Annotated in this window: 20 protein-coding genes; 13 read left to right on the forward strand and 7 right to left on the reverse strand. The window is 62.7% G+C overall.

From position 1 onward, the window contains the following. Window positions 1–29: 29 nt before the first annotated feature. Entirely contained in the window at window positions 30–2,543 is a 2,514-nt protein-coding gene (locus tag X756_RS153850) for a heavy metal translocating P-type ATPase (protein ID WP_023729607.1), read from the reverse strand. Between the two features lie 176 nt (window positions 2,544–2,719). Here X756_RS153850 and X756_RS153845 point away from each other — a divergent pair, with 176 nt between their 5' ends. The 6 genes from X756_RS153845 (at window position 2,720) to X756_RS153820 (ending at window position 10,677) form a co-directional block, all read left to right on the forward strand. Next, on the forward strand, window positions 2,720–3,562 hold the full coding sequence (locus X756_RS153845; protein WP_023729608.1) for a glycosyltransferase family 25 protein: 843 nt from the start codon (window positions 2,720–2,722) through the stop codon (window positions 3,560–3,562). Window positions 3,563–3,595: 33 nt separating this feature from the next. Beyond that, window positions 3,596–6,391 carry a [protein-PII] uridylyltransferase gene (locus X756_RS153840; RefSeq protein ID WP_023729609.1) on the forward strand — a complete coding sequence of 932 codons (2,796 nt, stop codon included), beginning with the start codon at window positions 3,596–3,598 and terminating at the stop codon, window positions 6,389–6,391. Between the two features lie 76 nt (window positions 6,392–6,467). Next, the gene (gene murJ / locus X756_RS153835) at window positions 6,468–8,075 is read left to right on the forward strand and encodes a murein biosynthesis integral membrane protein MurJ (RefSeq protein ID WP_023729610.1); all 1,608 of its coding nucleotides are present in this window, start codon (window positions 6,468–6,470) and stop codon (window positions 8,073–8,075) included. 172 nt (window positions 8,076–8,247) lie between these two features. Beyond that, window positions 8,248–9,315 carry a tryptophan--tRNA ligase gene (gene trpS, locus X756_RS153830; protein WP_023672858.1) on the forward strand — a complete coding sequence of 356 codons (1,068 nt, stop codon included), beginning with the start codon at window positions 8,248–8,250 and terminating at the stop codon, window positions 9,313–9,315. Window positions 9,316–9,415: 100 nt separating this feature from the next. Then, on the forward strand, window positions 9,416–9,907 hold the full coding sequence (locus X756_RS153825) for a universal stress protein (RefSeq protein WP_023672856.1): 492 nt from the start codon (window positions 9,416–9,418) through the stop codon (window positions 9,905–9,907). A 200-nt stretch (window positions 9,908–10,107) separates the two neighbouring features. Then, the gene (locus X756_RS153820; RefSeq protein ID WP_023685140.1) at window positions 10,108–10,677 is read left to right on the forward strand and encodes a NifU family protein; all 570 of its coding nucleotides are present in this window, start codon (window positions 10,108–10,110) and stop codon (window positions 10,675–10,677) included. 182 nt (window positions 10,678–10,859) lie between these two features. On the opposite strand, the gene X756_RS153815 is transcribed toward X756_RS153820, so the two are convergent. Further along, window positions 10,860–11,477 carry a L,D-transpeptidase gene (locus X756_RS153815; RefSeq protein ID WP_023729611.1) on the reverse strand — a complete coding sequence of 206 codons (618 nt, stop codon included), beginning with the start codon at window positions 11,475–11,477 and terminating at the stop codon, window positions 10,860–10,862. Window positions 11,478–11,715: 238 nt separating this feature from the next. Between X756_RS153815 and cueR the strand changes: the two genes are divergently transcribed. Together cueR and X756_RS153805 are read left to right on the forward strand one after the other, a co-directional pair. Next, window positions 11,716–12,135, forward strand: coding sequence for a Cu(I)-responsive transcriptional regulator (cueR, locus tag X756_RS153810; RefSeq protein WP_023703112.1), 420 nt, complete (start codon window positions 11,716–11,718; stop codon window positions 12,133–12,135). 678 nt (window positions 12,136–12,813) lie between these two features. Continuing rightward, entirely contained in the window at window positions 12,814–13,767 is a 954-nt protein-coding gene (locus X756_RS153805; RefSeq protein WP_023729613.1) for an IS1595 family transposase, read from the forward strand. Between the two features lie 225 nt (window positions 13,768–13,992). Here X756_RS153805 and X756_RS153800 read toward each other — a convergent pair whose 3' ends face one another. Then, complete coding sequence (locus tag X756_RS153800; RefSeq protein ID WP_084569898.1) at window positions 13,993–14,844, reverse strand: DUF3800 domain-containing protein; 852 nt, start codon at window positions 14,842–14,844, stop codon at window positions 13,993–13,995. A 2-nt stretch (window positions 14,845–14,846) separates the two neighbouring features. On the opposite strand from X756_RS153800, the gene X756_RS153795 reads away from it, so the two are divergent. The 5 genes from X756_RS153795 to X756_RS153775 all read left to right on the forward strand — a co-directional run bounded on the left by X756_RS153795 (window position 14,847) and on the right by X756_RS153775 (window position 17,164). After that, window positions 14,847–15,029, forward strand: coding sequence for a hypothetical protein (locus tag X756_RS153795; protein WP_023729615.1), 183 nt, complete (start codon window positions 14,847–14,849; stop codon window positions 15,027–15,029). A gap of 162 nt (window positions 15,030–15,191) precedes the next feature. Continuing rightward, window positions 15,192–15,425 (forward strand): hypothetical protein, encoded by a 234-nt coding sequence (locus tag X756_RS153790; RefSeq protein WP_156941359.1) that lies wholly within the window; start codon window positions 15,192–15,194, stop codon window positions 15,423–15,425. 1 nt (window position 15,426) lies between these two features. Then, window positions 15,427–15,756 carry a hypothetical protein gene (locus tag X756_RS153785; protein WP_023729617.1) on the forward strand — a complete coding sequence of 110 codons (330 nt, stop codon included), beginning with the start codon at window positions 15,427–15,429 and terminating at the stop codon, window positions 15,754–15,756. Between the two features lie 4 nt (window positions 15,757–15,760). Beyond that, on the forward strand, window positions 15,761–15,982 hold the full coding sequence (locus X756_RS153780) for a hypothetical protein (protein WP_023729618.1): 222 nt from the start codon (window positions 15,761–15,763) through the stop codon (window positions 15,980–15,982). 681 nt (window positions 15,983–16,663) lie between these two features. Then, entirely contained in the window at window positions 16,664–17,164 is a 501-nt protein-coding gene (locus X756_RS153775; protein WP_023713558.1) for an MmcB family DNA repair protein, read from the forward strand. Between the two features lie 52 nt (window positions 17,165–17,216). On the opposite strand, the gene nhaA is transcribed toward X756_RS153775, so the two are convergent. From nhaA to hrpB, 4 genes are all read right to left on the reverse strand, one after another. Next, window positions 17,217–18,404, reverse strand: coding sequence for a Na+/H+ antiporter NhaA (nhaA, locus tag X756_RS153770; protein WP_023729619.1), 1,188 nt, complete (start codon window positions 18,402–18,404; stop codon window positions 17,217–17,219). A gap of 371 nt (window positions 18,405–18,775) precedes the next feature. Beyond that, window positions 18,776–19,339 (reverse strand): ActR/PrrA/RegA family redox response regulator transcription factor, encoded by a 564-nt coding sequence (locus tag X756_RS153765; RefSeq protein WP_023672848.1) that lies wholly within the window; start codon window positions 19,337–19,339, stop codon window positions 18,776–18,778. A gap of 86 nt (window positions 19,340–19,425) precedes the next feature. After that, complete coding sequence (locus tag X756_RS153760; RefSeq protein WP_023729620.1) at window positions 19,426–20,751, reverse strand: ActS/PrrB/RegB family redox-sensitive histidine kinase; 1,326 nt, start codon at window positions 20,749–20,751, stop codon at window positions 19,426–19,428. 32 nt (window positions 20,752–20,783) lie between these two features. After that, a complete protein-coding gene (gene hrpB / locus X756_RS153755; RefSeq protein WP_023729621.1) occupies window positions 20,784–23,246 on the reverse strand; it encodes an ATP-dependent helicase HrpB in 2,463 nt (820 codons plus the stop codon). Window positions 23,247–23,251 lie beyond the last annotated feature (5 nt).

The following is a 23,251-nucleotide window of genomic DNA, read 5'->3' on the forward strand; positions in this document are numbered from 1 at the left end:
TTGATTGAATTCGTATCTGGGGGCTTTGCTCAGAGTTTCAACGTCCGCAACCGCAATGCGTTGGCGATGACCGAAACCGAAGACAGGCTCATGGCCGCCGCCGCCAGCATCGGCGACAAAAGCGTGCCGGTGAGCGGATATAGCACGCCGGCAGCAACCGGCACGCCAAGCACATTGTAGAGGAAGGCGAAAAACAGATTCCGGCGGATGTTGCGGATCGTCCCCTGCGCGAGCGTTCGCGCCCTGACAATGCCGTTGAGATCGCCCTTGACCAGCGTAATGCCGGCGCTCTCGACAGCGACATCGGCGCCGGTGCCCATGGCGATGCCGACATCGGCGCTGGCCAGGGCCGGCGCATCGTTGACGCCGTCGCCGGCCATGGCGATGCCGGCACCTTTCGCACGCAAATCCTCGACAAGGGCTGCCTTTTGTTCCGGCAGCAGGCCGGCGCGCACCTCGTCAATGCCAAGGCTTTTGGCGATGGCGCGCGCCGTGCGCTCGTTGTCGCCGGTCGCCATGATGATCCGCAAGCCTCTGTCGTGCAGCGCCCTGATCGCCTCGGCTGTCGTTGCCTTGACCGGATCGGCGACCGCGACAATGCCGGCCAGTTTTTTGTCCACCGCAACGAACATCGCCGTCTTGCCTTCTGCCTGCAGCGCCTCGGCCCTGGCCGACAGGGAAGCGGTGTCGATGCCGACATCGGCCATCATAGCGGCGTTGCCGAGCGAAACCTTCCTGCCAGACACCGTGCCGGATACGCCCTTGCCGGTGACGGCGTCGAAGCCGCTGGCCTCAACGAGCGTCAGGCCGCGTACGTCGGCGCCGCCGACAATGGCCTCGGCCAGCGGATGCTCCGAGCCTTTTTCCAGGCCGGCGGCGAGCGCCAGCAATTCATTCTCAGACAGGCCTTCGGCAGCGACGACATCGGTCAAGCGAGGCTTGCCTTCGGTCAAGGTGCCGGTCTTGTCGACGATCAACGTGTCGACCGAAGCGAAGCGCTCGAGCGCGGCCGCGTCCTTGATCAGCACGCCCGCGTGCGCCCCGCGCCCGGTGGCGGTCATGATCGACATCGGCGTCGCCAGGCCGAGCGCGCAGGGGCAGGCGATGATCAGCACCGAGACCGCCGAGACGATGGCAAAGATCAAGCTGGGTTCGGGACCGAAGATCGCCCAGGCGGCAAAGGCCGCGAGCGCGACCAGCACGACGGCCGGCACGAAGTAGAAGGAGACGCGATCGGCTAAACCTTGAATCGGCGCGCGCGAACGCTGCGCCTTTGCGACCAGCTCGACGATGCGCGAAAGCGTCGTTTCGGAGCCGACCTTTTCGGCGCGCATGATCAGCGAACCGTTCTTGTTGAGCGTGCCGCCGGTCAAGGCATCGCCTTTCGTTTTTTCGACCGGCAGCGGCTCGCCCGAGATCATCGATTCGTCGATGGAGGAACGGCCTTCCGTTACGATGCCGTCGACCGGCACGGCGTCGCCTGGACGGAGGCGCAGGTGGTCGCCGGTCCTGACCGCATCGAGCGGCACGTCGGTGTCGGAGCCGTCCTCCCCGATCAGCCGTGCCGTCTTCGGCGCCAGGTCGAGCAGCGCACGGATGGCCGAGCCGGTCTTTTCGCGCGCCCGCAATTCGAGCACCTGACCGAGGAATACCAGCGCGACGATGACGGAAGCTGCCTCGAAATAGACCGGGACGGTGCCGCCATGGCCACGGAACTGATGCGGAAAGATGTCCGGAAACAGTGCGGCGACGACGCTGTAGAGGTAGGCCGCACCCACACCCAGCGAAATCAGCGTCCACATGTTGGGGCTGCGGTTGACCAGCGACTCCCAGCCGCGGTGGAAGAAGGGGAAGGCCGCCCACAGCACCACTGGGCTGGCCAGCGCCAATTCCAGCCAGACCATCGTTCGCCCGTCGACAAACGCCTGGAACGTCAGGCCGAGCATCGGCGCCATGGCAACGATCAGCAGCGGCAGGGACAGCACCGCGCTGACCCAGAACCGTCTGGTGAAGTCTACCAGTTCGGGGTTCGGGCCCTCATCGCCAGTGGGAACGCCCATCGGCTCAAGCGCCATGCCGCAGATCGGGCAGGAGCCGGGCTTGTCTCTTATCACTTCGGGGTGCATCGGGCAGGTGTATTGAGTGCCTTTCGGCACTGGCGACGCCGCCGGCCTATCGCCGAGATAGTTTTGCGGCTCGGCCTCGAACTTCGCCCGGCAGCCGGCCGAGCAGAAATAGAAACCTTGGCCTTCGTGGCGGAAAAAATGCCTGGCGGTAGCGCGGTCGACACTCATGCCACAGACGGGGTCGGTGGCGGTCAGGTATTTTTCAGGCCCGGCGACGAATTTCGTACGGCAACCCTCGCTGCAGAAGTGAAAAAGACGGCCGCCATGCTCGGCCGTCGGCTTGCCGGCTGCCGGATCGACGCTCATGCCGCACACCGGATCGCGCACCACGGCTTCGGCGGCCGGCTCAGCAGCCTTTGCCGTACAGCAGTTGCCATCGGCCGCGTGCGCGTGGTGGTGATGCTCGGAATGCGCCATCGAAAAGTGCCTTATATCTGTCTGGGTGAGGAGGTAGTGCTTCCAGTAACTGGAAGGTCAAGGGGCGATTTCCACTTTTCGATCGTGGCCGTCATCGCGCACATCAAGGGAAAATCGCTTACGCAACTTTGTTCCCATGCTATGGACGCGCGTCCCACTGCATCGATCCCACCCAAATGAAATGCCTGATTATCAATCTCGATCGGTCCCGCGATCGCCTCGCCCATGTAACGGCGGAGTTCGCCCGCATCGGCATCGCGTTTGAGCGGGTCGCCGCCATCGATGCGCGAGATCGGCCGGATCTGGCCGAAATGCCGCAGGGCAAGAAGCATTTGCGTCTGGCCGACGCCGAGATTGCATGCCTGCTCAGCCACCAACAGTGTTGGTCGATGATCGCTGCAGGTGAGGATGCTTACGCGGCGATTTTCGAGGACGATGTCGTTTTCCCGGACAAAGCCGGCGCTTTGCTTGCCGATGCGAGCTGGATTCCCGCCGATGCGGACATCGTCAAGTTGGAAACGTTCTTCAACCGAACCGTAATTTCACGCAAGCAAGTCGCCTGCGGCCACGGATTTTCCGCGAGCAGACTGCACGGGCTCCATATCGGTACGGCGGGATACATCCTGTCCAGACAGGCCGCGCAGGACCTTCTTGCGGCAACGAATGAGATCAGCATTCCCGTCGATCACCTCATCTTCAATCCGCGTTTTGCGACCTCATCCGACAAGGTCATTTACCAACTCGCCCCGGCATTGTGCCTGCAGGCACAATTCCTCGGCGACAGTCCGGTGAGATTGCCAAGCCTGCTCAAGCAGGACCGAACAGAGGAATGGGTGGCAAGCGGGATAGGTAAACGGCGCCCCAGGCCAATCACCGCCAAGGTAAGGATCGAGGCCAGGCGGTTGACGCGGCAGATCGCCGATCTCTTCCGGCTTCGGCGCGAGATGATCATCCCTTTCTGGTATCGCGGCCGACGCGTCCGTCCGCCCCATACACAGCGCCGTGAAAACGCGCTATAGACGCCGCGCAAAGGCGAGGCCCACCGGCAATCCATGGCAAAAATCTCCCTCAAGCTCGACGCGCTGATCGACAGCGAGGCTTTGCGCCGCGACATGACGGCGCTGATCTCGGCGGCCAGCGGCATCGAGCCCGGCGCGCGCGTCGGTGCGCTCCGGCTGCTGAAGGATCGGCTGACCGAGGGCCGCAAGGTTGCCGAGCGCATGCTGATGGACGATGGCAGCGGCACGGCCTGCGCCGCCCGGCTGTCGCATCTGATGGACGAGATCATCCGCGCCCTCTACGAGTTCGCCGCGACCCACGTCTACCGGGTGAAAAGCCCCTCGACCGCAGAGCGCATGGCGGTCGTTGCCGTCGGCGGCTATGGCCGCGGCACGCTGGCGCCGGGCTCCGACATCGACCTGTTGTTCCTGCTGCCCTACAAGCAGACGCCGTGGGGCGAACAGATCGTCGAATATATGCTCTATATGCTGTGGGACCTCGGGTTGAAGGTTGGCCACGCCACCCGCAACATCGACGAGTGTCTCAGGCTGTCGCGCAGCGATATCACCATCCGCACCACGATCCTGGAAGCGCGGTTCCTGTGGGGCGAACAGAAGCTCTTCGACGAATTGCTCACCCGCTTCGACCATGAAGTGGTGCGCACCACCGGACCGGAATATGTGCAGGCCAAGCTCGCCGAACGCGACGATCGCCATGCCAAGGCCGGCGAAAGCCGCTATCTGGTCGAGCCCAACGTCAAGGACGGCAAGGGCGGCCTGCGCGATTTGCAGACGCTGTTCTGGATCGCCAAGTATTTTTATCGCGTGCGCACCGGCGAGGAATTGGTCGACAAGGCTGTGTTCACCGAGGCCGAATACCGGGAATTCCTCAAGGCCGAGGATTTCCTCTGGGCGGTGCGCTGCCACATGCATTTCCTCACCGGCAAGGCCGAGGAACGGCTGCATTTCGACATCCAGCGCGAGATTGCCGAACGTCTCGGCTACACCACCCATCCCGGTCTGTCGGCGGTCGAGCGCTTCATGAAGCATTACTTCCTCGTCGCCAAGGATGTCGGCGACCTCACCCGCATCTTCTGCGCCGCGCTCGAGGAAGAGCAGGCCAAGCATGTGCCCGGCTTCAACCGCATCTTCCTCACCTTCCAGCGCCGCAAGCGCAAGCTGGCAGGCACGTCGGACTTCATTGTCGACAATCACCGCATCAACGTCGCCGACGACAGCGTGTTCGAGCGCGACCCGGTCAATCTGCTCAGGCTGTTCTGGTTCGCCGACAAGCACGGGCTGGAGTTCCATCCCGATGCGCTGAAGCTGCTCACCCGCTCGCTCGGTCTGGTCAACAAGTCGCTGCGGCGCGACGAGGAGGCCAACCGGCTGTTCCTCGACATCCTGACCTCGGACCGCAATGCCGAGCTTAATTTGCGGCGCATGAACGAGGCCGGCCTGCTCGGCAGGCTGATCCCCGATTTCGGCAGAATAGTCGCCATGATGCAGTTCTCGATGTACCACCACTATACGGTGGACGAGCACCTGATCCGCTGCATCGGCGTCTTGGCCGAGATCGAGCGCGGCGACGGCGAAAAGGTGCATCCGCTCTCGCACACGCTGATGCCGGGGCTAGAGAAGAGCCGCGAGGCGCTCTATGTCGCGGTGCTGCTGCACGACATCGCCAAGGGCCGGCCGGAGGATCACTCAGAGGCCGGCGCCCGGATCGCGCGCCGCATCTGCCCGCATATGGGGCTGTCGGCGGCCGACACCGAGACAGTCGCCTGGCTGGTCGAGAACCATCTCGTGATGTCGATGACGGCGCAGACGCGCGACCTCAACGACCGCAAGACGATCGAGGATTTCGCCTCGATCGTGCAATCGGTCGAGCGGCTGAAAATGCTGTTGATCCTGACCGTCTGCGACATCAGGGGTGTCGGGCCGGGCGTGTGGAACGGCTGGAAGGGCCAGCTCCTGCGCACGCTCTACTACGAGACCGAACTGCTTTTGACCGGCGGCTTCTCGGAAGTGTCGCGCGCCAAGCGGACGGCGGCGGCGCGCGAGCGGCTAGCCGAGGCGCTAGCCGATTGGCCGGACAAGGCCCGCAAGCGCTATGTCGGCCTGCATTACGAGAACTATCTGCTGACGGTCGACCTCCCCGATCAGCTGCGTCATGCCGAATTCATCCGCGAAGCCGACGCGGCAGGCAAGAAGCTCGCCACCGTGGTCAGGACGCACCAATTCGAGGCGGTGACCGAGATCACCGTGCTGGCGCAGGATCATCCGCGCCTGCTTTCGGTTATTGCCGGCGCCTGTGCCGGCGCCGGCGGCAACATCGTCGACGCGCAGATCTTCACCACGTCCGACGGCCGCGCGCTGGACATCATCCTGATCTCACGGGAATTCGACCGCGATGAGGATGAGCGCCGTCGCGCCCAGCGCGTCGGCCGGCTGATCGAGGACGTGCTGTCGGGCAAGAGCTGGCTGCCGGAGATGATCGAGAAGCGCACCCGGCCGCGGCGCGGCGCCAAGGTGTTCAAGATTCCGCCGCGCGCCGAAATCCGCAACACGCTGTCGAACCGGTTTTCGGTGATCGAGGTCGAGGGCCTGGACCGGCCTGGGCTGTTGTCGGAAATCACCAGTGCGTTGTCCGATCTCTCGCTCGACATCGCCTCGGCTCACATCACCACCTTCGGCGAGAAGGTGATCGACACTTTCTATGTCACCGACCTTACGGGGCAGAAGATCGACAACCCGGCACGCACCGCCACCATCCACGCCAGGCTGATCGCGGCGCTTGAAGGCGTTGTCCCAGAGCGCGGCGGCAAGGCCAAGGCGGCGGCCGAGTGACCATCACTTTGTCCCAATCACCCCCTTTGTCCCAATCATCCCCTTTGTCCCAATCATCCAGGCAATCTCCCCGCGCATGAGCCTCGTCAAGAAATTCGCCACGGTTGCGTCCGGCACGCTGATGAGCCGCGCCCTTGGCTTTGGCCGCGAGATGCTGATGGCTGCCGCACTCGGCACCGGGCCGGTGGCGGACGCCTTCAACGCCGCCTTCCAGTTTCCAAACACGTTTCGCCGGCTGTTTGCCGAAGGCGCCTTCAACGCCGCCTTCGTGCCGCTGTTTGCCAAGGAGATCGAGACCCACGGCACCGACGGCGCCAAGCGCTTTTCGGAGGAAGTGTTCGGCGTCCTGTTCACCGCACTTCTGGCGCTGACCATCGTCATGGAATTGGCGATGCCGCTGATCGTGCGCTATCTCGTGGCGCCGGGTTTTGCCGACACGCCGGGCAAATTCGAGACGACCGTCCTGCTGGCGACGATCATGTTCCCGTATCTCATCTGCATGTCGCTCGCAGCGATGATGGCCGGCATGCTGAATTCGCTGCGCCGCTATTTCGCGGCTGCCGTGGCGCCGGCTTTCCTCAACATCATCCTGATCAGCGTGCTCGGCTACGCCTGGTACCACGGCATGGATGCCCGTGAGGTCGGTTTCAGCCTGTCCTGGGGCGTGCTGGCGGCGGGGCTGGTGCAGCTTGCCATCGTCTGGGTGGCGGTGCGCAATGCCGGCATCGCCATCGGCTTTCGCCGGCCGAAGATGACGCCCAACGTCAAGCGCCTGCTGATCCTGGCGCTGCCGGCGGCGATCACCGGCGGCATCACCCAGATCAACCAGCTGATCGGCACGGCGATCGCGTCGGCGCAGGACAGCGCCGTGTCCTCGCTTGCTTACGCCGACCGCATCTACCAGCTGCCGCTCGGCGTCGTCGGCGTCGCGGTGGCCATCGTGCTGTTGCCGGAGCTGTCGCGGGCGCTGAAATCGGGCAATCTGGTCGAGGCGGCCAATCTGCAGAACCGCTCGGTCGAGTTCACCCTGTTCATGACCTTGCCGGCGGCGGCGGCACTGTGGGTGATGGCGGAGCCGATCGTGCGGCTGGTCTATGAGCGCGGCGCCTTCGCCGCCAACGGCTCGACGCCGACAGTGGCCGCAATCCTGGCGATCTTTGGCCTCGGCCTGCCGGCCTTCGTGCTGATCAAGGCTTTCACTCCCGGCTATTTCGCCCGCGAGGACACGCGCACGCCGATGATGTTCGCCGCCATCTCGGTCGGCGTGAACGTGATCACCGCGCTGACGCTGTTCCCGAAAATGGGCGCGCCCGGCATTGCGGTAGCCTCGGCCGTCGCCGGCTGGGTCAACGCGGTGATGCTGCTCGCCGTCCTGATCCGGCGCGGCCATTGGGGCCGCGACGCGCCGCTGCTGAAGCGCATTCCGCGTCTTGTGCTGTCGGCTGCGGTGATGGCGACAGCACTCTATTTCGCCGAGCACTGGCTGGCCATCAGGCTCGGCCCCGGCTCGCCACTGGTGATCAAGGCCGTGACGCTTCTCTCATTGGTAGCCGGCGGGGCGCTGCTCTACTTCGTCACGGCTTTCGCCACCGGCGGCGCCGATTTCGGAATGATCCGGCGCAATGTGAAACGCGGCTCGGGCAAGGCAGCGGCGCCAGCGCCAAAGGCCGATCTGGACGAATAGTCCGGACGAGCTAACAGCAACACCGGTCTTGATCCTCTCCGCCCCTTCGTCCATAAGCGCGCCGTCGCAAGACTTTCGCCGCGCGTGGTTTCCAGCCGCGTGATTGGCTCCGAAAAGTCTGCAACTTTTCGGAATCACGCTTATACGGCCCTCCACAAGCCATGAGGACATCATGACCGCCTTCAAACAGCTCGTTTTTTCCGGGGTACAGCCGACCGGCAATCTGCATCTCGGCAACTATCTCGGCGCCATCAAGAAATTCGTCGCCCTGCAGGACACGTCAGACTGCATCTATTGCGTCGTCGACCTGCATTCGCTGACGGCACAGCTCGTCCATGACGACCTCGCCGACCAGACCCGCTCGATCACCGCCGCCTTCCTTGCCTCCGGCATCGACCCGAAGAAGCACATCGTCTTCAACCAGTCGCGGGTGATGCAGCATGCCGAGCTTGCCTGGATCTTCAATTGCGTGGCGCGCATCGGCTGGATGAACAAGATGACGCAGTTCAAGGACAAGGCCGGCAAGGACCGCGAAAATGCCTCGCTGGGCCTGCTAGCCTATCCCTCGCTGATGGCCGCCGACATCCTGCTCTACCGCGCGACCCATGTGCCGGTGGGCGAGGACCAAAAGCAGCATCTGGAGCTGACCCGCGACATCGCGCAAAAGTTCAATAATGATTTTTCGAGCCGCATCGCCAGTCTTGGCGTCGGCGTCGAGATGCAGGTTGGCGAAGAGACGGTAAACGGGTTCTTCCCGATAACCGAACCGGTGATCGGCGGGCCGGCGGCGCGCATCATGAGCCTGCGCGACGGCTCCAAGAAGATGTCGAAGTCGGACCCGTCGGATCTGTCCCGCATCAATTTGACCGACGATGCCGACACCATCTCGAAGAAGATCCGCAAGGCCAAGACCGACCCGGAAGCATTGCCAAGCGAAGTCGACGGCCTGGAAAGCCGCCCGGAAGCGGAAAACCTGGTCGGCATCTATGCAGGGCTGGCCGAGATGTCGAAGGCGGACGTGCTGAAGGAATTCGGCGGCCAGCAGTTTTCCGTGTTCAAGCCGGCGCTCGCCGACCTTGCCGTGGAAAAACTGGCGCCGATCGCCGGCGAGATGCGCCGTATCGAGGGCGACCGCGCCTATGTCGACGCGGTGCTGAGAGACGGCGGCGAACGCGCCGGCGCGCTGGCTGAGACCACCATGAAGACGGTACGCGACATTATCGGCCTGTTGCAGGGCTGATCCTACCGTCAGTGCACCGCACCATTCTGGCCCAAGGCCGGCGGCTTGCCGCCGGTCTGTCGCGGTGGCAGATTGCGGTCGAAACATCGAGCAGATAGACATGGTCTCCAAACGCCTCAGTCGCGAAGCCGGCCATCGCAGGAAATTCCTGACGATCATCGACGACACGCCGGAGTGCGAGCGCGCCGTCGCCTACGCCTCCAAGCGGGCGCAGAGCACCAGCGGCACGCTGGTGCTGCTCTACATCATCACACCGGACGACTTTCAGCACTGGCTGGGCGTCGAGAAGATCATGCGCGAGGAAGCCAATGCCACGGCACGCGCGGCACTCGACGGCTACGCCAACAAGGTGCGCCAGAAGCTCGGCATCGAGCCCGAGATGGTGGTGCGCGAAGGCAAGCCGACCGAGGAGATCCACAAGCTGATCGAGGAAGACCAGGACATCGCCATCCTGGTGCTGGCGGCAGGTGCCGGCAAGGAAGGACCCGGGCCGCTGGTCGGGGCTGTTGCCGGCAAGGGCGCCGCCTTCCCTATTCCGGTCACAGTGGTGCCGCAGAACCTGTCTGACGAGGAGATCGACAGCCTCGCATAGAGAGTGATGCCGGAAGTGTGAAGCGGTTTCGGATAACATCACGATCCTGGATTTATAGCCCGCGCGGGATTCATTCCCAGCCAGCAAAAACATTCCGCCAGCCAGCCGTTTTGAGCGACGCGTTTCGCTTGAATGTCCAGCCGATTGAGCCTATTTAGAACTATTCCAAACTAGCTGCCCGACTGGGCACGGAGACGGCCATGTTCATCCAGACCGAATCGACGCCGAACCCGGCAACGCTGAAGTTCCTGCCCGGCAAGGAAGTCCTTGTTGAAGGCACCGCCGATTTCCGCGACGCCGACAGTGCAGCCAGCGCCTCGCCGCTGGCCGGCCGGCTGTTCGAGATCCCCGGCGTGACCGGCGTCTTCTTCGGCTATGACTTCATCACCGTGACCAAGGACGGCCCGGACTGGCAGCACCTGAAGCCGGCGATCCTGGGCGCCATCATGGAGCATTTCATGTCGGGCGCGCCCGTCATGGTCAATGCCGGCCCCGCCGCCGAGACCAGCCAGACCGGCGAATTCTACGACAAGGCCGATGAGCAACTGGTCATCACCATCAAGGAACTGCTCGACACCAGGGTGCGCCCGGCGGTTGCCCAGGATGGCGGCGACATCACCTTCCGCGGCTTCGAGAACGGCACCGTGTTCCTGCACATGAAGGGCGCCTGCGCCGGCTGCCCGTCCTCGACGGCGACGCTGAAGCACGGCATCCAGAACCTGCTCCGCCACTTCGTGCCGGAAGTACAGCAGGTCGAGCAGGTCTCCTAAGACCCCTTCACGCATTCGAGCGAGCAACAAAAAACCGGGCCAGATTGCCCGGTTTTCTGTTTTGGACGTCCGTTGTTGCCTAGACGGTCCGCGTACGAAGGGTAACGCCTATTTTGACCATGGTCTTCCCGAAAACCGGTTCCACTTTTCGCTTTCGTGGACCTCGGTTCCGGATCATGGTCCTACATCACGATGACCTTGGCGCCGACCGACGTGCGGTCGTAGAGGTCGATGATGTCCTGGTTCATCAGCCGGATGCAGCCTGACGACATCGCCTTGCCGATCGAATTCCATTCCGGACTGCCGTGCAGGCGGTAGCCCATATCACCGCCCTTGTTGAACAGATACATGGCGCGCGCGCCGAGCGGGTTCTTCAGGCCCGGCTCCATGCCGCTCGCGAACTTCGCTAGCTCCGGCTGGCGCTGGATCATCTGCCGCGGCGGCGTCCAGGTAGGCCATTCGCGCTTCAGCGCGATATGGGCGGTCCCGTGCCATTCAAAGCCTTCGCGGCCGACGCCGATCCCGTAGCGGATCGCCCGGCCGTCGCCTTCGACGAAGTAGAGAAACTTGTTCTGGGTATCGACGACAATGGTGCCCGGCTTTTCCGAGGTGTCGTAGTTCACCTCTTGCCGGTGGTACTTCAGCGGCACCCTCTCGATCGGGATGCGCGGCAGTTGGTAGCCTGCATCGTTCACCGAACCGTAGTTGTTGGAGAACAGCTGCGAGCCGATCGTGCTGCAACCCGAGATCGCGGCCGACAACGCAAGTGCGGCGACGATTGCAAATGACTTCATGCGCATGAAATGGTCCGATGCCCCGCCAAGATGTCGCGACACGTTACGGCCGCTTTTCCTGAAATCATTCATGCTGGCATTTGCTTTGCTTGCCAAGCGCGCGATGCCTATATGCAGGAGCTTACGTGCCGGTAAGCCGTCAACTATGGCATTTCGGCAACAGGACTCACGGGATTGTGAAGGAAAAACAATGGTCGGTCCTGTCGGATAGCATAGAATCAGGGAACCACATCGAGGAATCACAATGAATGTAGGCGATGCCGCGGCGCGGTCCGGCCTGCCGGCCAAGACCATCCGCTACTATGAAGAGATCGGCCTGATCGCCCCGGCGCGCGCCGGCAATGGCTATCGCGATTATTCCAGCGACGACATCCATCGGCTAGCCTTCCTGCGCCGTGCTCGCAACCTCGGCTTTTCAATCGACGATTGCCGCCAGTTGATGGCGCTCTACCGCGATCGCAGCCGCGCCAGCCACGATGTGCGCGAGATTGCCGCCGCCCATGTGAGCGCCATCGAGGAAAAGGTGCGCGAGCTGCAGTCGATGCGCACGACCTTGCAGACGCTGATCCAGGCCTGCCATGGCGACGACCGGCCGGACTGCCCGATTTTGGATGATATTGCGGGGGCTGCGCTGCTCGAGAACAGGCCGGCTTCGGCCATATAGGTAGTATCTCGACTGACTAAAATACGGGAACGTCCAAGGCACAAGAACGGAACCAAAGCGGTTACATCAGACCTTTGCGTTCACGGCGCAAGACTTTAGTCCTGCCGTCTTATAGCTAAGAACGGAAGTTGATTGGACACGCAAGGGCGTTCCGGAGCAATACCAGACCGCGCCAATACAGATATGGTGCGATCGCGGGAGGCCCTCGGATTAAGTCGCAGCCCAGTTCTGTCAACCGTATAATCGCCCATTCCCCTACGGCTGGGTTGCGCTCGCGAGCAGTGTGTAATCTAGCTCTGCCTTTATCTTCAGGACGGCATCAACGAGGGAACCGAACTCCTCGACGCTGAATGTGCAACTATCCTGGACCGCTCCCATATGGCTGAGGCGGAAGCGTACGAATTTCTGGTTTTCGGCTGGGATGCGCTTCACCAGAAACATGAATGAATAGGGACCTGCGGTCACTGAGTACCGGCGCAATTCTTCGGTCGCGGGAAAAAGCCGGTTGATGAATCCCAAAATCCCATGATGTCTCCCCTCGTGCCAAGGACCGTGCTTCTTATCATTGCGAGAGAAAATTCGCCTATGGTTTGTCAATCATACATCGCCATGGCACAGGCGATTATCCGATTGACAAACCCAAAGTGATTACGTAGGGTAAGGACATAGGAGATTTCCATGTCCGTTCTGTCCCGCCCCGAGTTCCACGACGAAGCCAAGGCGTTCGAGCATGTGGAAGGCATCCTGTGGCCGAATGGTCCTGTTTGCCCCAAGTGCGGCTCTGTTGATCGCCACTACTCGTTGAAGGGTGTTCGCACCAAGCCTTCCAAGAAGAATCCAAACGGTGTCGAGCGTCATGGCCTGTACAAGTGCAGCGCTTGCCGTTCGCAGTTCACCGTCCGCATGGGTTCGATCTTTGAGGAAAGCCATATGCCGCTCACCAAGTGGCTTCAGGCTATCCACCTTATGTGCGCCTCTAAGAAGGGCATTAGCGCCCACCAGATGCACCGCATACTCGAATGCACCTATGAGGCGGCTTGGTTCCTGTGCCACCGCATTCGCCTTGCAATGGCGTCTGGCGACTTCTCCCCGCTTGGCGGCAACGGCAAGACCGTCGAGGTTGACGAGACGTATATCGGTCGCCTGAAGGGCACCCCGGTCAAGTCGGGCGGCGGCGCTCACAAGAACACTGTCGTTACGCTGGTAGAGCGTGGTGGCCGCGCCCGTTCCTTCCACGTCGATACCGCCCGCATGGGCAACGTGATGCCAATCGTTCGCGCCAACATCGCACGCGAAACAGCGCTCATGACAGACGAGAGCGGCATCTATCGCCGCGCGGGCCAGGAATTTGCTTCCCACGATGTCGTCACGCATTCCAAGGACGAATACGTGCGCTACGAAGGCGAGAAGACCATCCACACCAACACCGTGGAAGGCTTCTATTCGATCTTCAAGCGCGGCATGAAAGGCGTCTATCAGCATTGCGGCGAACACCATCTGCACCGCTACCTCGCTGAATTCGACTTCCGCTACAGCAACCGCATTGCCATGGGCGTTGATGACGGCACCCGCGCTTTCATCGCGTTGAAGGGTGCCGCTGGTAAGCGCCTCACCTATCATAGACCTGCTTGACGAGAAGCGGACGCACTTTCGAAAGCCGGTGCAACTCGAATTTCCATACTGGCGATACGTACCGCGCAAGAAAAAGTGAATCATTTTCAATGGGTTACATGTGTAACCAGTTGATTCGACAGCTTTTTTCTGTACAACGTATTGAACGCCGATAGGAAAAATGTCATATTCGGGATGGCAGGCAAGCGCCGGAGCTACCCCGAGTTGCCTTAGGGCAGCAGCATCCTAGCGATGTGCATCAGGGGTCCGGGGGCCTGTCACCTTGATTAATTCGGCGATAAATGCTCCCTGCTCTTTGCTGAGCGGGGAGCGCCCTATCGGCGGGATCAATGTGAGGCCGCAGTTCAATATGCGCTTCCGTTCCTTAAGGTAGCGGGCCTTCAGCGATAGCGCATAGCGCGGTTCTACATTCCCATATTCGTTTGCCTCCAAGCCAGCGCATGTTGCGCTCGTCACTACATCGGCAATCTGCAATCCGGCTCGTACAGCGTGATTTTCCACCCTTATGTTGGCAGGATCGAAAACGCTCCAATCTATCGAGCGAACCGGTTTCAATAGCTCTCGTCCATCCCTCATGAATTCGAAGTAGTCCCGCATCACTTGGTAGTCGGTGCCAGATCGTCGGGAGAAGGTGACAAAGAGGCTTGCCGGGCCATTGCCATCGACGCGAGCCTTTTCCCGGCAAGCCGCTGTGAGGCGCTCAAGAAGCCAGCGGACAAGATAGTTGTAGAGATGCTGCTTTCGCTTGAATACCTCCAGTTCCTGGCTGTCGAGAATCGTTTCCTTGTTTGAGGCGATGACGCAAATGCCTAGGGGCTTCTCACGTAGAATGTTGCAAGCAGCTACACGTTGGCTGTGATTGAGGTGTCGGAAATGTAGATCCCGTTGATTCTTTTTCTTCGGGAAAAGTGATACGATCTCGTCTCGCCAAGATGGCATGAAGCGGTCATTGCTTTCGGAAACGAGAACAGCGCCAACGCCAAGCCAATGGGATTGGCCGGTAGTTCCGGGGAGCCGAAGTTTTCCAAACCCTTCGTCTCCCGCTTCGTCAACATAGGCTGAGAAAGAACAAGGCATCCATGATGGGAATCAAGGAAAAGTCCAAGAGTCAACTCGATAAGTTCAAAGAAGCCGCCAAAGACTTGAAACAGTCAGACGCCGCCTTCGAAGCCGTGGTGAACAAGATCGCCCACGCGCCAAAGCTGACCCAGGAACAGATAAAGGAATTGGTGCGGCGCAAGCGCAAGGCTGAAGGCAGATGACACCGTTCCGAAAGTTCGGTATGGAGAGGTCCCCACAATCGGTTCACCATGGCCCAAAATCCGCCCGAAAAGCTCAGATTCCACTATATCAAATCCAACCAGTATCGGGAGATTGCGTGCGATGGCGCAATCGGTGGCCCGACACCCCAAGGTAGGATTTGGGTGGCATTCTATACGGAACGCTTCCCTTTGCCGCAGATTGTGGAGCATGACCTTATACCGGTCGATGGTGAGAACGGTTCATTCACGATAGACCAGGTAGAAAAAGGCAATGTTGTCGAGGCTAAGGACGGCGTCATTAGAAATGTCGAGATAGGTACCTATCTATCTATCGAAGCGGCCCAATCGTTGCGCGATTGGCTTGACCGTAACATTAAACTTGCGACTGGAGGCTGACATGAGCTTAGCTTATGAGGGTAACTACCAGCCAACTGACCTGCCAAAACGCTTCCGTTATGGCGCTTCATACGGCGAAAAGGATGCAATCGCGGTGATGACCATCAGAAGTGGGTTCATCAACTCTGATACCCTGGCTGCTGCTCCCAAAGCCGAATCGGCGGGCATCGGTCTGAACGGGTTGGCTTGGGCATGCTTGGCGATCATTGTGGCTGGGCTGGTTGCGGTGTTTTTCACTTCAAATGTGGTAGCGGCGGCTGTCCTTCCGTTGGGTCTTGTGGCCCTGACGGTAGTGGGGTTCTTTGCCAAAAGGCGCGATTTGAAGAGGTAGTCTCTTGGGGGATGGCACCGGGGCTGAAATCGCAAAGGCAGCAGCGTCGACACCGGGCGGCCTGCTGCTTGTAGGAGGTGCTTATTCCGGCCAACTGGCCAAGCAATTCCCCGAGCTATATGTGAATTCAGCCGGTATGATTGCCACAATGGCTATGTTCGTCGGGTTCACCGTCCTTGTTGTGATGGCGATCGGTTCAACTATCAATTACCTACGCAAGGGGTAGAGTCGTCGCGACCGTGCGCGATTACCTTCAAAGGTATCGCCCCGCAGCGCTACAAGTCCTGTAGCCATTCCCCTACGGCTGGGTAGGGTGTTCGTGCTCGGCAATCTTTTTTAAGAGATTCCGTGAAGCCTCTAGGACGCGGCGTGTCTCATGGATGGTCGATTGTAGGGAGTCCAGTTCGCTCTCCACCCAGCGCTGGCTACGGCGGGCGCTTTCAATGAACTGGTGGTCAGGTTCCCACCACCGGTCTTTCCTTCTCTTAGCGCCCGCTTAACTAGGAATGTGTGGCTGTCGCCACGGTTCCATATAATTCCAGAAAGCATCCCCTACGGCAGAGCGCATGCCCCGCATGTGATCGCGGATTGCAGCGGCGTCTCGGACTTCCATGCGGACGCGGGACAGTCCATCAAGCAAGGCGCGCATTAGCGCTCGCTCAAGCGCAAGGCTAAGACGTAGAGCGCGCGCCAACTCGATGTCATTCGACGGTTGCACGTTCCAAGCTTACCACACAATCTGGTGATACATTAGATGGAACTAAAGTTCAGGTTGCGAAATGTCGAGGAATAAGAGTTGCCGGCCTGTCGAGGATCATATTCCTATTTCACTTTGGGTTTGTCAACCGGATAATCGCCATGGCACACAGGGTTCAAACCGTGAACAAAATCTGGCATGGTGGCTGCCATGCCGATCATTTCGCCGATTCCCCTCAATCCCCTCATCGACGGCCGCCAGTCCGAACGCGCCATGCTGGTGCGGCGCGGCGTGCAGAGGCTGTTGATGCAAATGGGCATGCATGTGCTGCCCGAACTGTCGCTGGCCACCGGGCGGCGCGCCGACCTTGTGGCGCTGACCAGGCAGGGCGACATCTGGATCATCGAGATCAAATCCTCGATCGAGGATTTTCGCGTCGACCGCAAATGGCCTGATTACCGGCTGCACTCCGACCGCTTCTTCTTCGCCACGCATCCCGGCGTGCCCTCGGATATTTTTCCGGAGGAATGCGGCTTCATCCTGTCCGACGGCTACGGCGCCGAGATTTTGCGCGAGGCGCCCGAGCACCGCATGGCCGCAGCAACGCGCAAGGCGCTGATGCTGCGCATTGCACGGGCGGGTGCGGCGCGGCTGCTGGCGGCGGAGCTGGCGGGTGTGGCGGTGCCGGCGCTGGCGGGGGAGAGCGAGTAGACGAAGCTCAAGTTCCTCGCCCCACAAAGTGGGGCGAGGAACCCAAGAACGCCTACTCCACCTCTTCCTCCGCCCCCGCAGCTGGCGCCACCAACAGCACGGTTGCCCCCAGCAGCGCTGCAACGAACGAGCCCGCCAGGATGCCGACCTTGACGGCGTCCTGCAGCGCCATGTCGTTGGCAAAGGCAAGCAGGCCGATGAACAGGCTCATGGTGAAGCCGATGCCGCAGAGCAGCGAAATGCCGATCATGTGCAGCCAGCCGGCATTGACCGGCAGGTCGGCGAAGCCGAGCCGGATGGCAAGCGCGGACGAGCCGAAGACGCCGGCCAGCTTCCCCAGCACCAGGCCGGCGGCAACGCCGAGCGTCAGCGGCTCGACCAGGACTGCGGCGCTGAGGCCGGCCAGCGACACGCCGGCATTGGCAAAGCCGAAGATCGGGATGACGACGAAGGGCACGATCTTGTGCAGGCCGTGTTCGAGCCGGTGCAACGGCGAATGGTTGAGATCGTGGCCGCTATCGGCAGAGATTTTCAGCGGAATGGTGAGAGCCAGCGCGATGCCGGCCAGCGTGGCATGCACGCCCGATTTCAGAACCAGCACCCACAGCACGGCGCCGAGCACGAGGTAGGGCGTCAGCCTCGTCACCCGCATGCGGTTGAGCACGATGAGCACCACGATGACGGCGAAGGCCGCACCGAGATAGGCCAGCGATAGGCCGCTTGTGTAGAAGATGGCGATGATGATGACGGCGCCGAGATCGTCGATGATGGCGAGCGCGGTGAGAAAGATCTTGAGCGACGCCGGCACGCGGTTGCCGAGCAGCGACAGCACGCCGAGCGCAAAGGCGATGTCGGTGGCGGTCGGGATCGCCCAGCCGGAGAGCGCGGCGGCGTTGTTGCGGTTGATGGCGACATAGACGAGTGCGGGAACCAGCATGCCGCCGGCGGCGGCGACGCCCGGCAGCACGCGGCGCGGCCAGGTCGAGAGCTGACCGTCGAGCATCTCGCGCTTGATCTCGAGGCCGACCAGCAGGAAGAACACCGCCATCAGCCCATCATTGATCCAGTGCGACACGCTGAGCGGGCCGAGATAGGCGTGGAGAGCGGCGAAATAGGTTTCGGCCAATGGTGAATTGGCGACGATCAGCGCAAGGGCTGCCGCAACCATCAGGATGATGCCGCCCGCCGCCTCGCCGTCGAGGAATTCGCGAAGGATGGATTTCGGCTGCTTGTCGCGCATCTGTGCTCCGTTGCCGGGTTTTCCGGCGGCGTTATTGCCGATGATGGGCAAAGGTCGATGGCACGGCAAGCGCAACTGTTTCCAGCGTTGGCGCCGCCCCTCATTGTCCTGCCGGACGTTCGTTATTCGAAAAGCCAAGCAGTTGGCTTTTCGTCCGCTTCGCACACCATTCCTCAACTCCCCGCATAGCGACGGGGAGAAAGAGGCAGCTTCAGCCTCGCCGTCGTCTCCTGCAACGCCGGCGATTGGCGAAACCGGCGATGAGAGCGCCCCTCTCCCCCGTCTCTATACGGGGAGAGGATGCCGGCAGGCAGGTGAGGGGCAGCGCTGAGGTTCGGCAATTGGCGGCCGGCGCCGCCGGCGCGTGAACCTCAGCGTGGTGCGCGCTTGGCGAGTATGCGCTGCAGCGTGCGGCGATGCATGTTGAGCCGGCGCGCGGTTTCCGACACGTTGCGGTCGCACATTTCGTAGACGCGCTGGATGTGTTCCCAGCGCACGCGGTCGGCCGACATCGGATTTTCCGGGGGGGCGGCGCGCTCGCCGGCGGTGCGGGTGAGCGCTGCAAACACGTCGTCGGCGTCAGCCGGCTTCGACAGATAGTCGATGGCGCCGAGCTTCACCGCGGTCACCGCGGTGGCGATGTTGCCGTAGCCGGTGAGGATGACGGTGCGGGCATCGTCGCGCTTCTCGCGGATGGCGGCGACGACGTCGAGGCCGTTGCCGTCGCCAAGCCGCATGTCGACCACCGCATAGGCTGGCGGGTGGGCGCGCGCCTTGGCCACTGCCTCCTCGACGCTCTCGGCCGTCTCGACCACGAAACCCCTGGTTTCCATGGCGCGGGCCAGCCGCGTCAGGAACGGCTTGTCGTCGTCGACGATGAGCAGCGAGGTGTCCTCGCCTTCGACCATTGCGCCAATTGCTTCTTCGCCAGTCATTATCTTAAAAAATCCTGCTGCCTTAATTTTACGCAGATATAGTTCCTGAACGCCATTGTCCAATTTTGCCGCCTCCGCCAAGGCTGTTACGCGGTGTCGAACATCGAGATCCCCACCGATTCCGGGTTGAGGAAGACCGTGCGCGGCCACGATATCTGCACGATCGCGCCTTCGCCCAGTCCGCTCGAATTGCGGAAATCGAGCGTGGCGCCGGAGCGTTCGAGCAAGGTCTTGGCGATGAACAGCCCGAGACCCAGGCCACCGCCGGCCTCGTTGCCCTGGCGCGTCGACATATAGGGCTCGCCGATGCGGTCGATGATTTCGGGCGGAAAGCCCGGCCCGTCGTCGATGATCGAGAAGGTGACGTCGAGCTCGTCCCAGCTCCAGCGCACCGTCACACTGTTGCGGGCGAAGTCGACCGCGTTCTCGACGAGATTGCCGAGGCCGTAGATGACGCCGGGGTTGCGCCGTCCCACCGGTTCGGGGCCGACGCGCTCGCCCGGCCGAAGCTTGATCGAGATGCCGAAATCGCGGTGCGGCGCCGTCACCTCCTCGACCAGCGAGGTCAGCGGCAGACGCGACAGATGCGCCTCGCCCTCGGAGGACAGGCTGGTCAGCCGCTTCAGGATCTCGCGGCAGCGCTCGCTCTGCGAGCGCAACAGCTTCACATCCTCACCATATTTCGGATCGTTACCCAGCGCCTTCTCCATTTCCTTGGAGACAAGCGCGATGGTGGCGAGCGGCGTGCCGAGTTCGTGCGCGGCGGCGGCGGCGAGGCCATCGAGCGCCGACAGATGCTGCTCGCGCTGCAACACCAGTTCGGTGGCGGCAAGCGCATTGGCGAGCAGGCGGGCTTCCTCGGCAACGCGGAAGGCATAGATGGCAGTGAAGGCGATCGAGGAAAACACCGCCATCCATATGCCGGCGACATAGATGAATGGCATGGGCAGCGGCGCGCCCTCGTACCATGGCAGCGGCTGGTGGAAGAAGACCAGCAACGTGGCCGCCGCCATGACCAGCGCGCCGAGCACCGCAGTCAGCCGCAGCGGCAGCGACGCCGCCGAGATGACGACGGGCACGGTCATCAGCACCGAGAACGGGTTGGTGAGGCCGCCAGTCAAAAAGAGCAGGCCGGCAAGCTGCAGGCTGTCGAAGGTCAGGATGAAAAAGGCTGAGAACGGGGTCAGCCGGTGCGCTGCCGGATAGCGGAAGGTCAGCACCAGGTTAAGCCAGGCCGAGCAGGCGACCAGCGCGAAGCAGAGGCTGACCGGCAGCGGGAATTTGAGCCCATAGGCGACGACCAGCACCGCCAGGCTCTGGCCCACGATGGCCAGCCAGCGCAGCCGGATCAGCGTGTTGAGGCGCAGCCGCTGGCTTTGCTGGAAGTCTGGCGCGTGCACGATGTTGATCATGGCCAAGGATTATAGCCGGGAAAGGACGAGCGCTAGGTCCCTCGCGGTTTGGCGCGGGCGGTGGCCGCAGCGAGCAGCGGATTTTCCGGCCAGACATGGCGGGGATAGCGGCCGCGCATGTCGGTGCGCACATCGGCCCAGGAGCCGCGCCAGAAGCCGGGCAGGTCGCGCGTCGTCTGGATTGGCCGGTGCGCCGGCGACAACAGCTCGAGCGTCAGCGGCACGGTGCCGTTGGCGATTGCCGGATGGCGGTCAAGGCCGAATAGTTCCTGCACGCGGATCGCCAGCACCGGCCATTCGCCGTCATAGCGGATCGGCACATGGCTGCCGGACGGCGCGTCGAAATGGGTCGGCGCCAGTGTGCCGATCTTGCGCTGCAAATCATGCGGCACCAGCGCCATCAGGCCCGATGACAGCGTGCCGGGGTCGATGGCGGCGAAGGACGCCTTGCCCGACAGGAACGGCAGCAGCCAGTCGTCGAGGCGTTCGAGCAGGGCGGCTTCCGAAACATCGGGCCAAGGCGCGCCTAGGCCGCGATGCAGCCAGCCAAGCCGTTGGCGCAGCGTCTCGCCGTCCTTGCTCCATTCCAGCAGCGACAGGCCGTGCTCGCGCAAGGCATCCAGGATGGCGCGGTCGGCGTCTGTTCCAGTTGGTGCGGGCAGCATGCGCTCCGACAAAGTGATGGCGCCGAGCCTGGCGGTCTCGCGCACGCGCACCGCGCGCCGCTCGCGGTCGAAGCTTGTCTCGCGGCGCGTCTCGATCCTGTCGGCGAGAGCGGCACGGATGTCGGTCTCGTGGACCGCGGCCGCGGCGGTTATACGGGCGTTTTGCGCCTTGCCTTGCAGATCGGCGACGACCAGCCAGGTCTCACCGGCCAGCGGATCGGCGGCTTCGAGCATGGCGCCGGAGCCGTTGGCGAGCACGAAACGCCCGCGCTCGCCGCGCGCTCTGGCGACACGGTCCGGCCAGGCGTGGATGAGGAGAAGACCGGCAGAAGCGGTTTCGCTGCTCTTGGGGCCGCCCGCCTCCTTCGCCAATCGCCCGGCAAGCTGCCTTGCCGCAACGGCGCGCGGTGACTTTTCGGTGCGGAAGCGCATCAAGCGCCGTTCGAGGTCGGCGCCGTCGCCGCCGAGACCACGCTCGGTGAGCAGGACGGCTAGCATCGCAGCCTCGAGCGCGTGGCCGCCGCCAGCGGCTTCAGCGACCATGTGTGCGAGCCGCACGGGCAGGGCCAGCTTGCGCATCGCGCCGCCCGCCTCCGTCAGCCGGCCGGCCGCATCGATGGCGTGCAGCGCCAGGAGCAGCGCCCGCGCCTCGTTGAGCGCGGGAATGGGCGGCGGATCGAGGAAGGACAGGCTTGCGGGATCGGCGACGCCGAAGGCGGCGCAATCGAGCAGTAGGCCGGACAGGTCGGCTTCGAGAATCTCGGGTGGGGTGAAGGCGGGAAGGGCCGCCGTCTGCTCGGCCCGCCACAGGCGGATGGCGACGCCTGGCTGTGTACGCCCGGCGCGGCCGGCACGCTGATCGGCCGACGCCCTGGAGACACGCACCGTCTCCAGCCGCGTCAGGCCGCTCGCCGGTTCGTATCGTGGCAGCCGCGACAGGCCGGAATCGATGACGACGCGCACGCCGTCGATGGTGATCGAGGTCTCGGCGATCGACGTCGCCAGCACCACCTTGCGGCGGCCGGGCGGCGCCGGTTTGATGGCGGCATCCTGCGCCCTGTTGTCGAGCTGGCCGTAGAGCGGCACGATGTCGGTGTCGGCGCCGAGGCGGCCCTGCAGCCGCTCGGCGGTGCGCTCGATCTCGCGCTGGCCGGGCAGGAAGGCGAGCACGCTGCCGCTCTCCTCGGCAAGGGTGGAGCGGATAGCCTTGGCCATGGTGTCTTCGACGGGAACGCCGGCCGGCCGTTCGTCGTAACGGATGTCGACGGGAAAGGCGCGGCCTTGGCTTTCGATCACCGGGGCGCCGGACAGGAGTTTCGCGACGCGCGCGCCATCGAGCGTTGCCGACATCACCAGCAAGCGCAAATCGGGCCGCAGCGCGCCCTGCACATCGAGCGCCAGCGCCAGGCCGAAATCGCCGTCGAGCGAGCGCTCGTGGAATTCGTCGAAAATCACCGCCGAGACGCCGGGCAGCTCGGGATCGTCTAGGATCATGCGCGCCAGGACGCCTTCGGTGACGACCAGGATTTTTGTCCGGGCCGATGTGCGGTTTTCCATGCGCATGGCATAGCCGACGGTGGCGCCTGGCTCTTCATCAAGCAATTCCGCCATGCGGCGGGCGGTGGCGCGGGTGGCGAGGCGGCGCGGTTCGAGCAGGACGATCTTGCCGGCGACCAGCCAGGGCGCATCGAGCAGCGCCAGCGGCACCAGCGTCGTCTTGCCGGCGCCGGGCGGCGCCACCAGGACGGCGTTGTTCTGCCTAGTCAGCGCTTCGCCAAGCGCCGGCAGCACGGCGGTAACAGGAAGCTCCGGCAGGGTTCTTTTGCTCATCGTCT

This window comes from Mesorhizobium sp. LNJC405B00 (assembly GCF_000502615.1).
GTDB lineage: Bacteria > Pseudomonadota > Alphaproteobacteria > Rhizobiales > Rhizobiaceae > Mesorhizobium.

Bases quoted from the DNA above. Each gene is read 5' to 3' on its own strand.
- X756_RS153795 (WP_023729615.1), top strand. From the start codon at position 14,847: ATGATGGGAATCAAGGAAAAGTCCAAGAGTCAACTCGATAAGTTCAAA.
- X756_RS153840 (WP_023729609.1), top strand. From the start codon at position 3,596: ATGGCAAAAATCTCCCTCAAGCTCGACGCGCTGATCGACAGCGAGGCT.
- X756_RS153825 (WP_023672856.1), top strand. From the start codon at position 9,416: ATGGTCTCCAAACGCCTCAGTCGCGAAGCCGGCCATCGCAGGAAATTC.
- hrpB (WP_023729621.1), bottom strand. From the start codon at position 23,246: ATGAGCAAAAGAACCCTGCCGGAGCTTCCTGTTACCGCCGTGCTGCCG.
- X756_RS153850 (WP_023729607.1), bottom strand. From the start codon at position 2,543: ATGGCGCATTCCGAGCATCACCACCACGCGCACGCGGCCGATGGCAAC.
- X756_RS153760 (WP_023729620.1), bottom strand. From the start codon at position 20,751: ATGATCAACATCGTGCACGCGCCAGACTTCCAGCAAAGCCAGCGGCTG.
- murJ (WP_023729610.1), top strand. From the start codon at position 6,468: ATGAGCCTCGTCAAGAAATTCGCCACGGTTGCGTCCGGCACGCTGATG.
- X756_RS153785 (WP_023729617.1), top strand. From the start codon at position 15,427: ATGAGCTTAGCTTATGAGGGTAACTACCAGCCAACTGACCTGCCAAAA.
- X756_RS153820 (WP_023685140.1), top strand. From the start codon at position 10,108: ATGTTCATCCAGACCGAATCGACGCCGAACCCGGCAACGCTGAAGTTC.
- cueR (WP_023703112.1), top strand. From the start codon at position 11,716: ATGAATGTAGGCGATGCCGCGGCGCGGTCCGGCCTGCCGGCCAAGACC.
- X756_RS153800 (WP_084569898.1), bottom strand. From the start codon at position 14,844: ATGCCTTGTTCTTTCTCAGCCTATGTTGACGAAGCGGGAGACGAAGGG.
- X756_RS153845 (WP_023729608.1), top strand. From the start codon at position 2,720: ATGAAATGCCTGATTATCAATCTCGATCGGTCCCGCGATCGCCTCGCC.
- nhaA (WP_023729619.1), bottom strand. From the start codon at position 18,404: ATGCGCGACAAGCAGCCGAAATCCATCCTTCGCGAATTCCTCGACGGC.
- X756_RS153775 (WP_023713558.1), top strand. From the start codon at position 16,664: ATGCCGATCATTTCGCCGATTCCCCTCAATCCCCTCATCGACGGCCGC.
- X756_RS153765 (WP_023672848.1), bottom strand. From the start codon at position 19,339: ATGACTGGCGAAGAAGCAATTGGCGCAATGGTCGAAGGCGAGGACACC.
- X756_RS153815 (WP_023729611.1), bottom strand. From the start codon at position 11,477: ATGCGCATGAAGTCATTTGCAATCGTCGCCGCACTTGCGTTGTCGGCC.
- X756_RS153805 (WP_023729613.1), top strand. From the start codon at position 12,814: ATGTCCGTTCTGTCCCGCCCCGAGTTCCACGACGAAGCCAAGGCGTTC.
- trpS (WP_023672858.1), top strand. From the start codon at position 8,248: ATGACCGCCTTCAAACAGCTCGTTTTTTCCGGGGTACAGCCGACCGGC.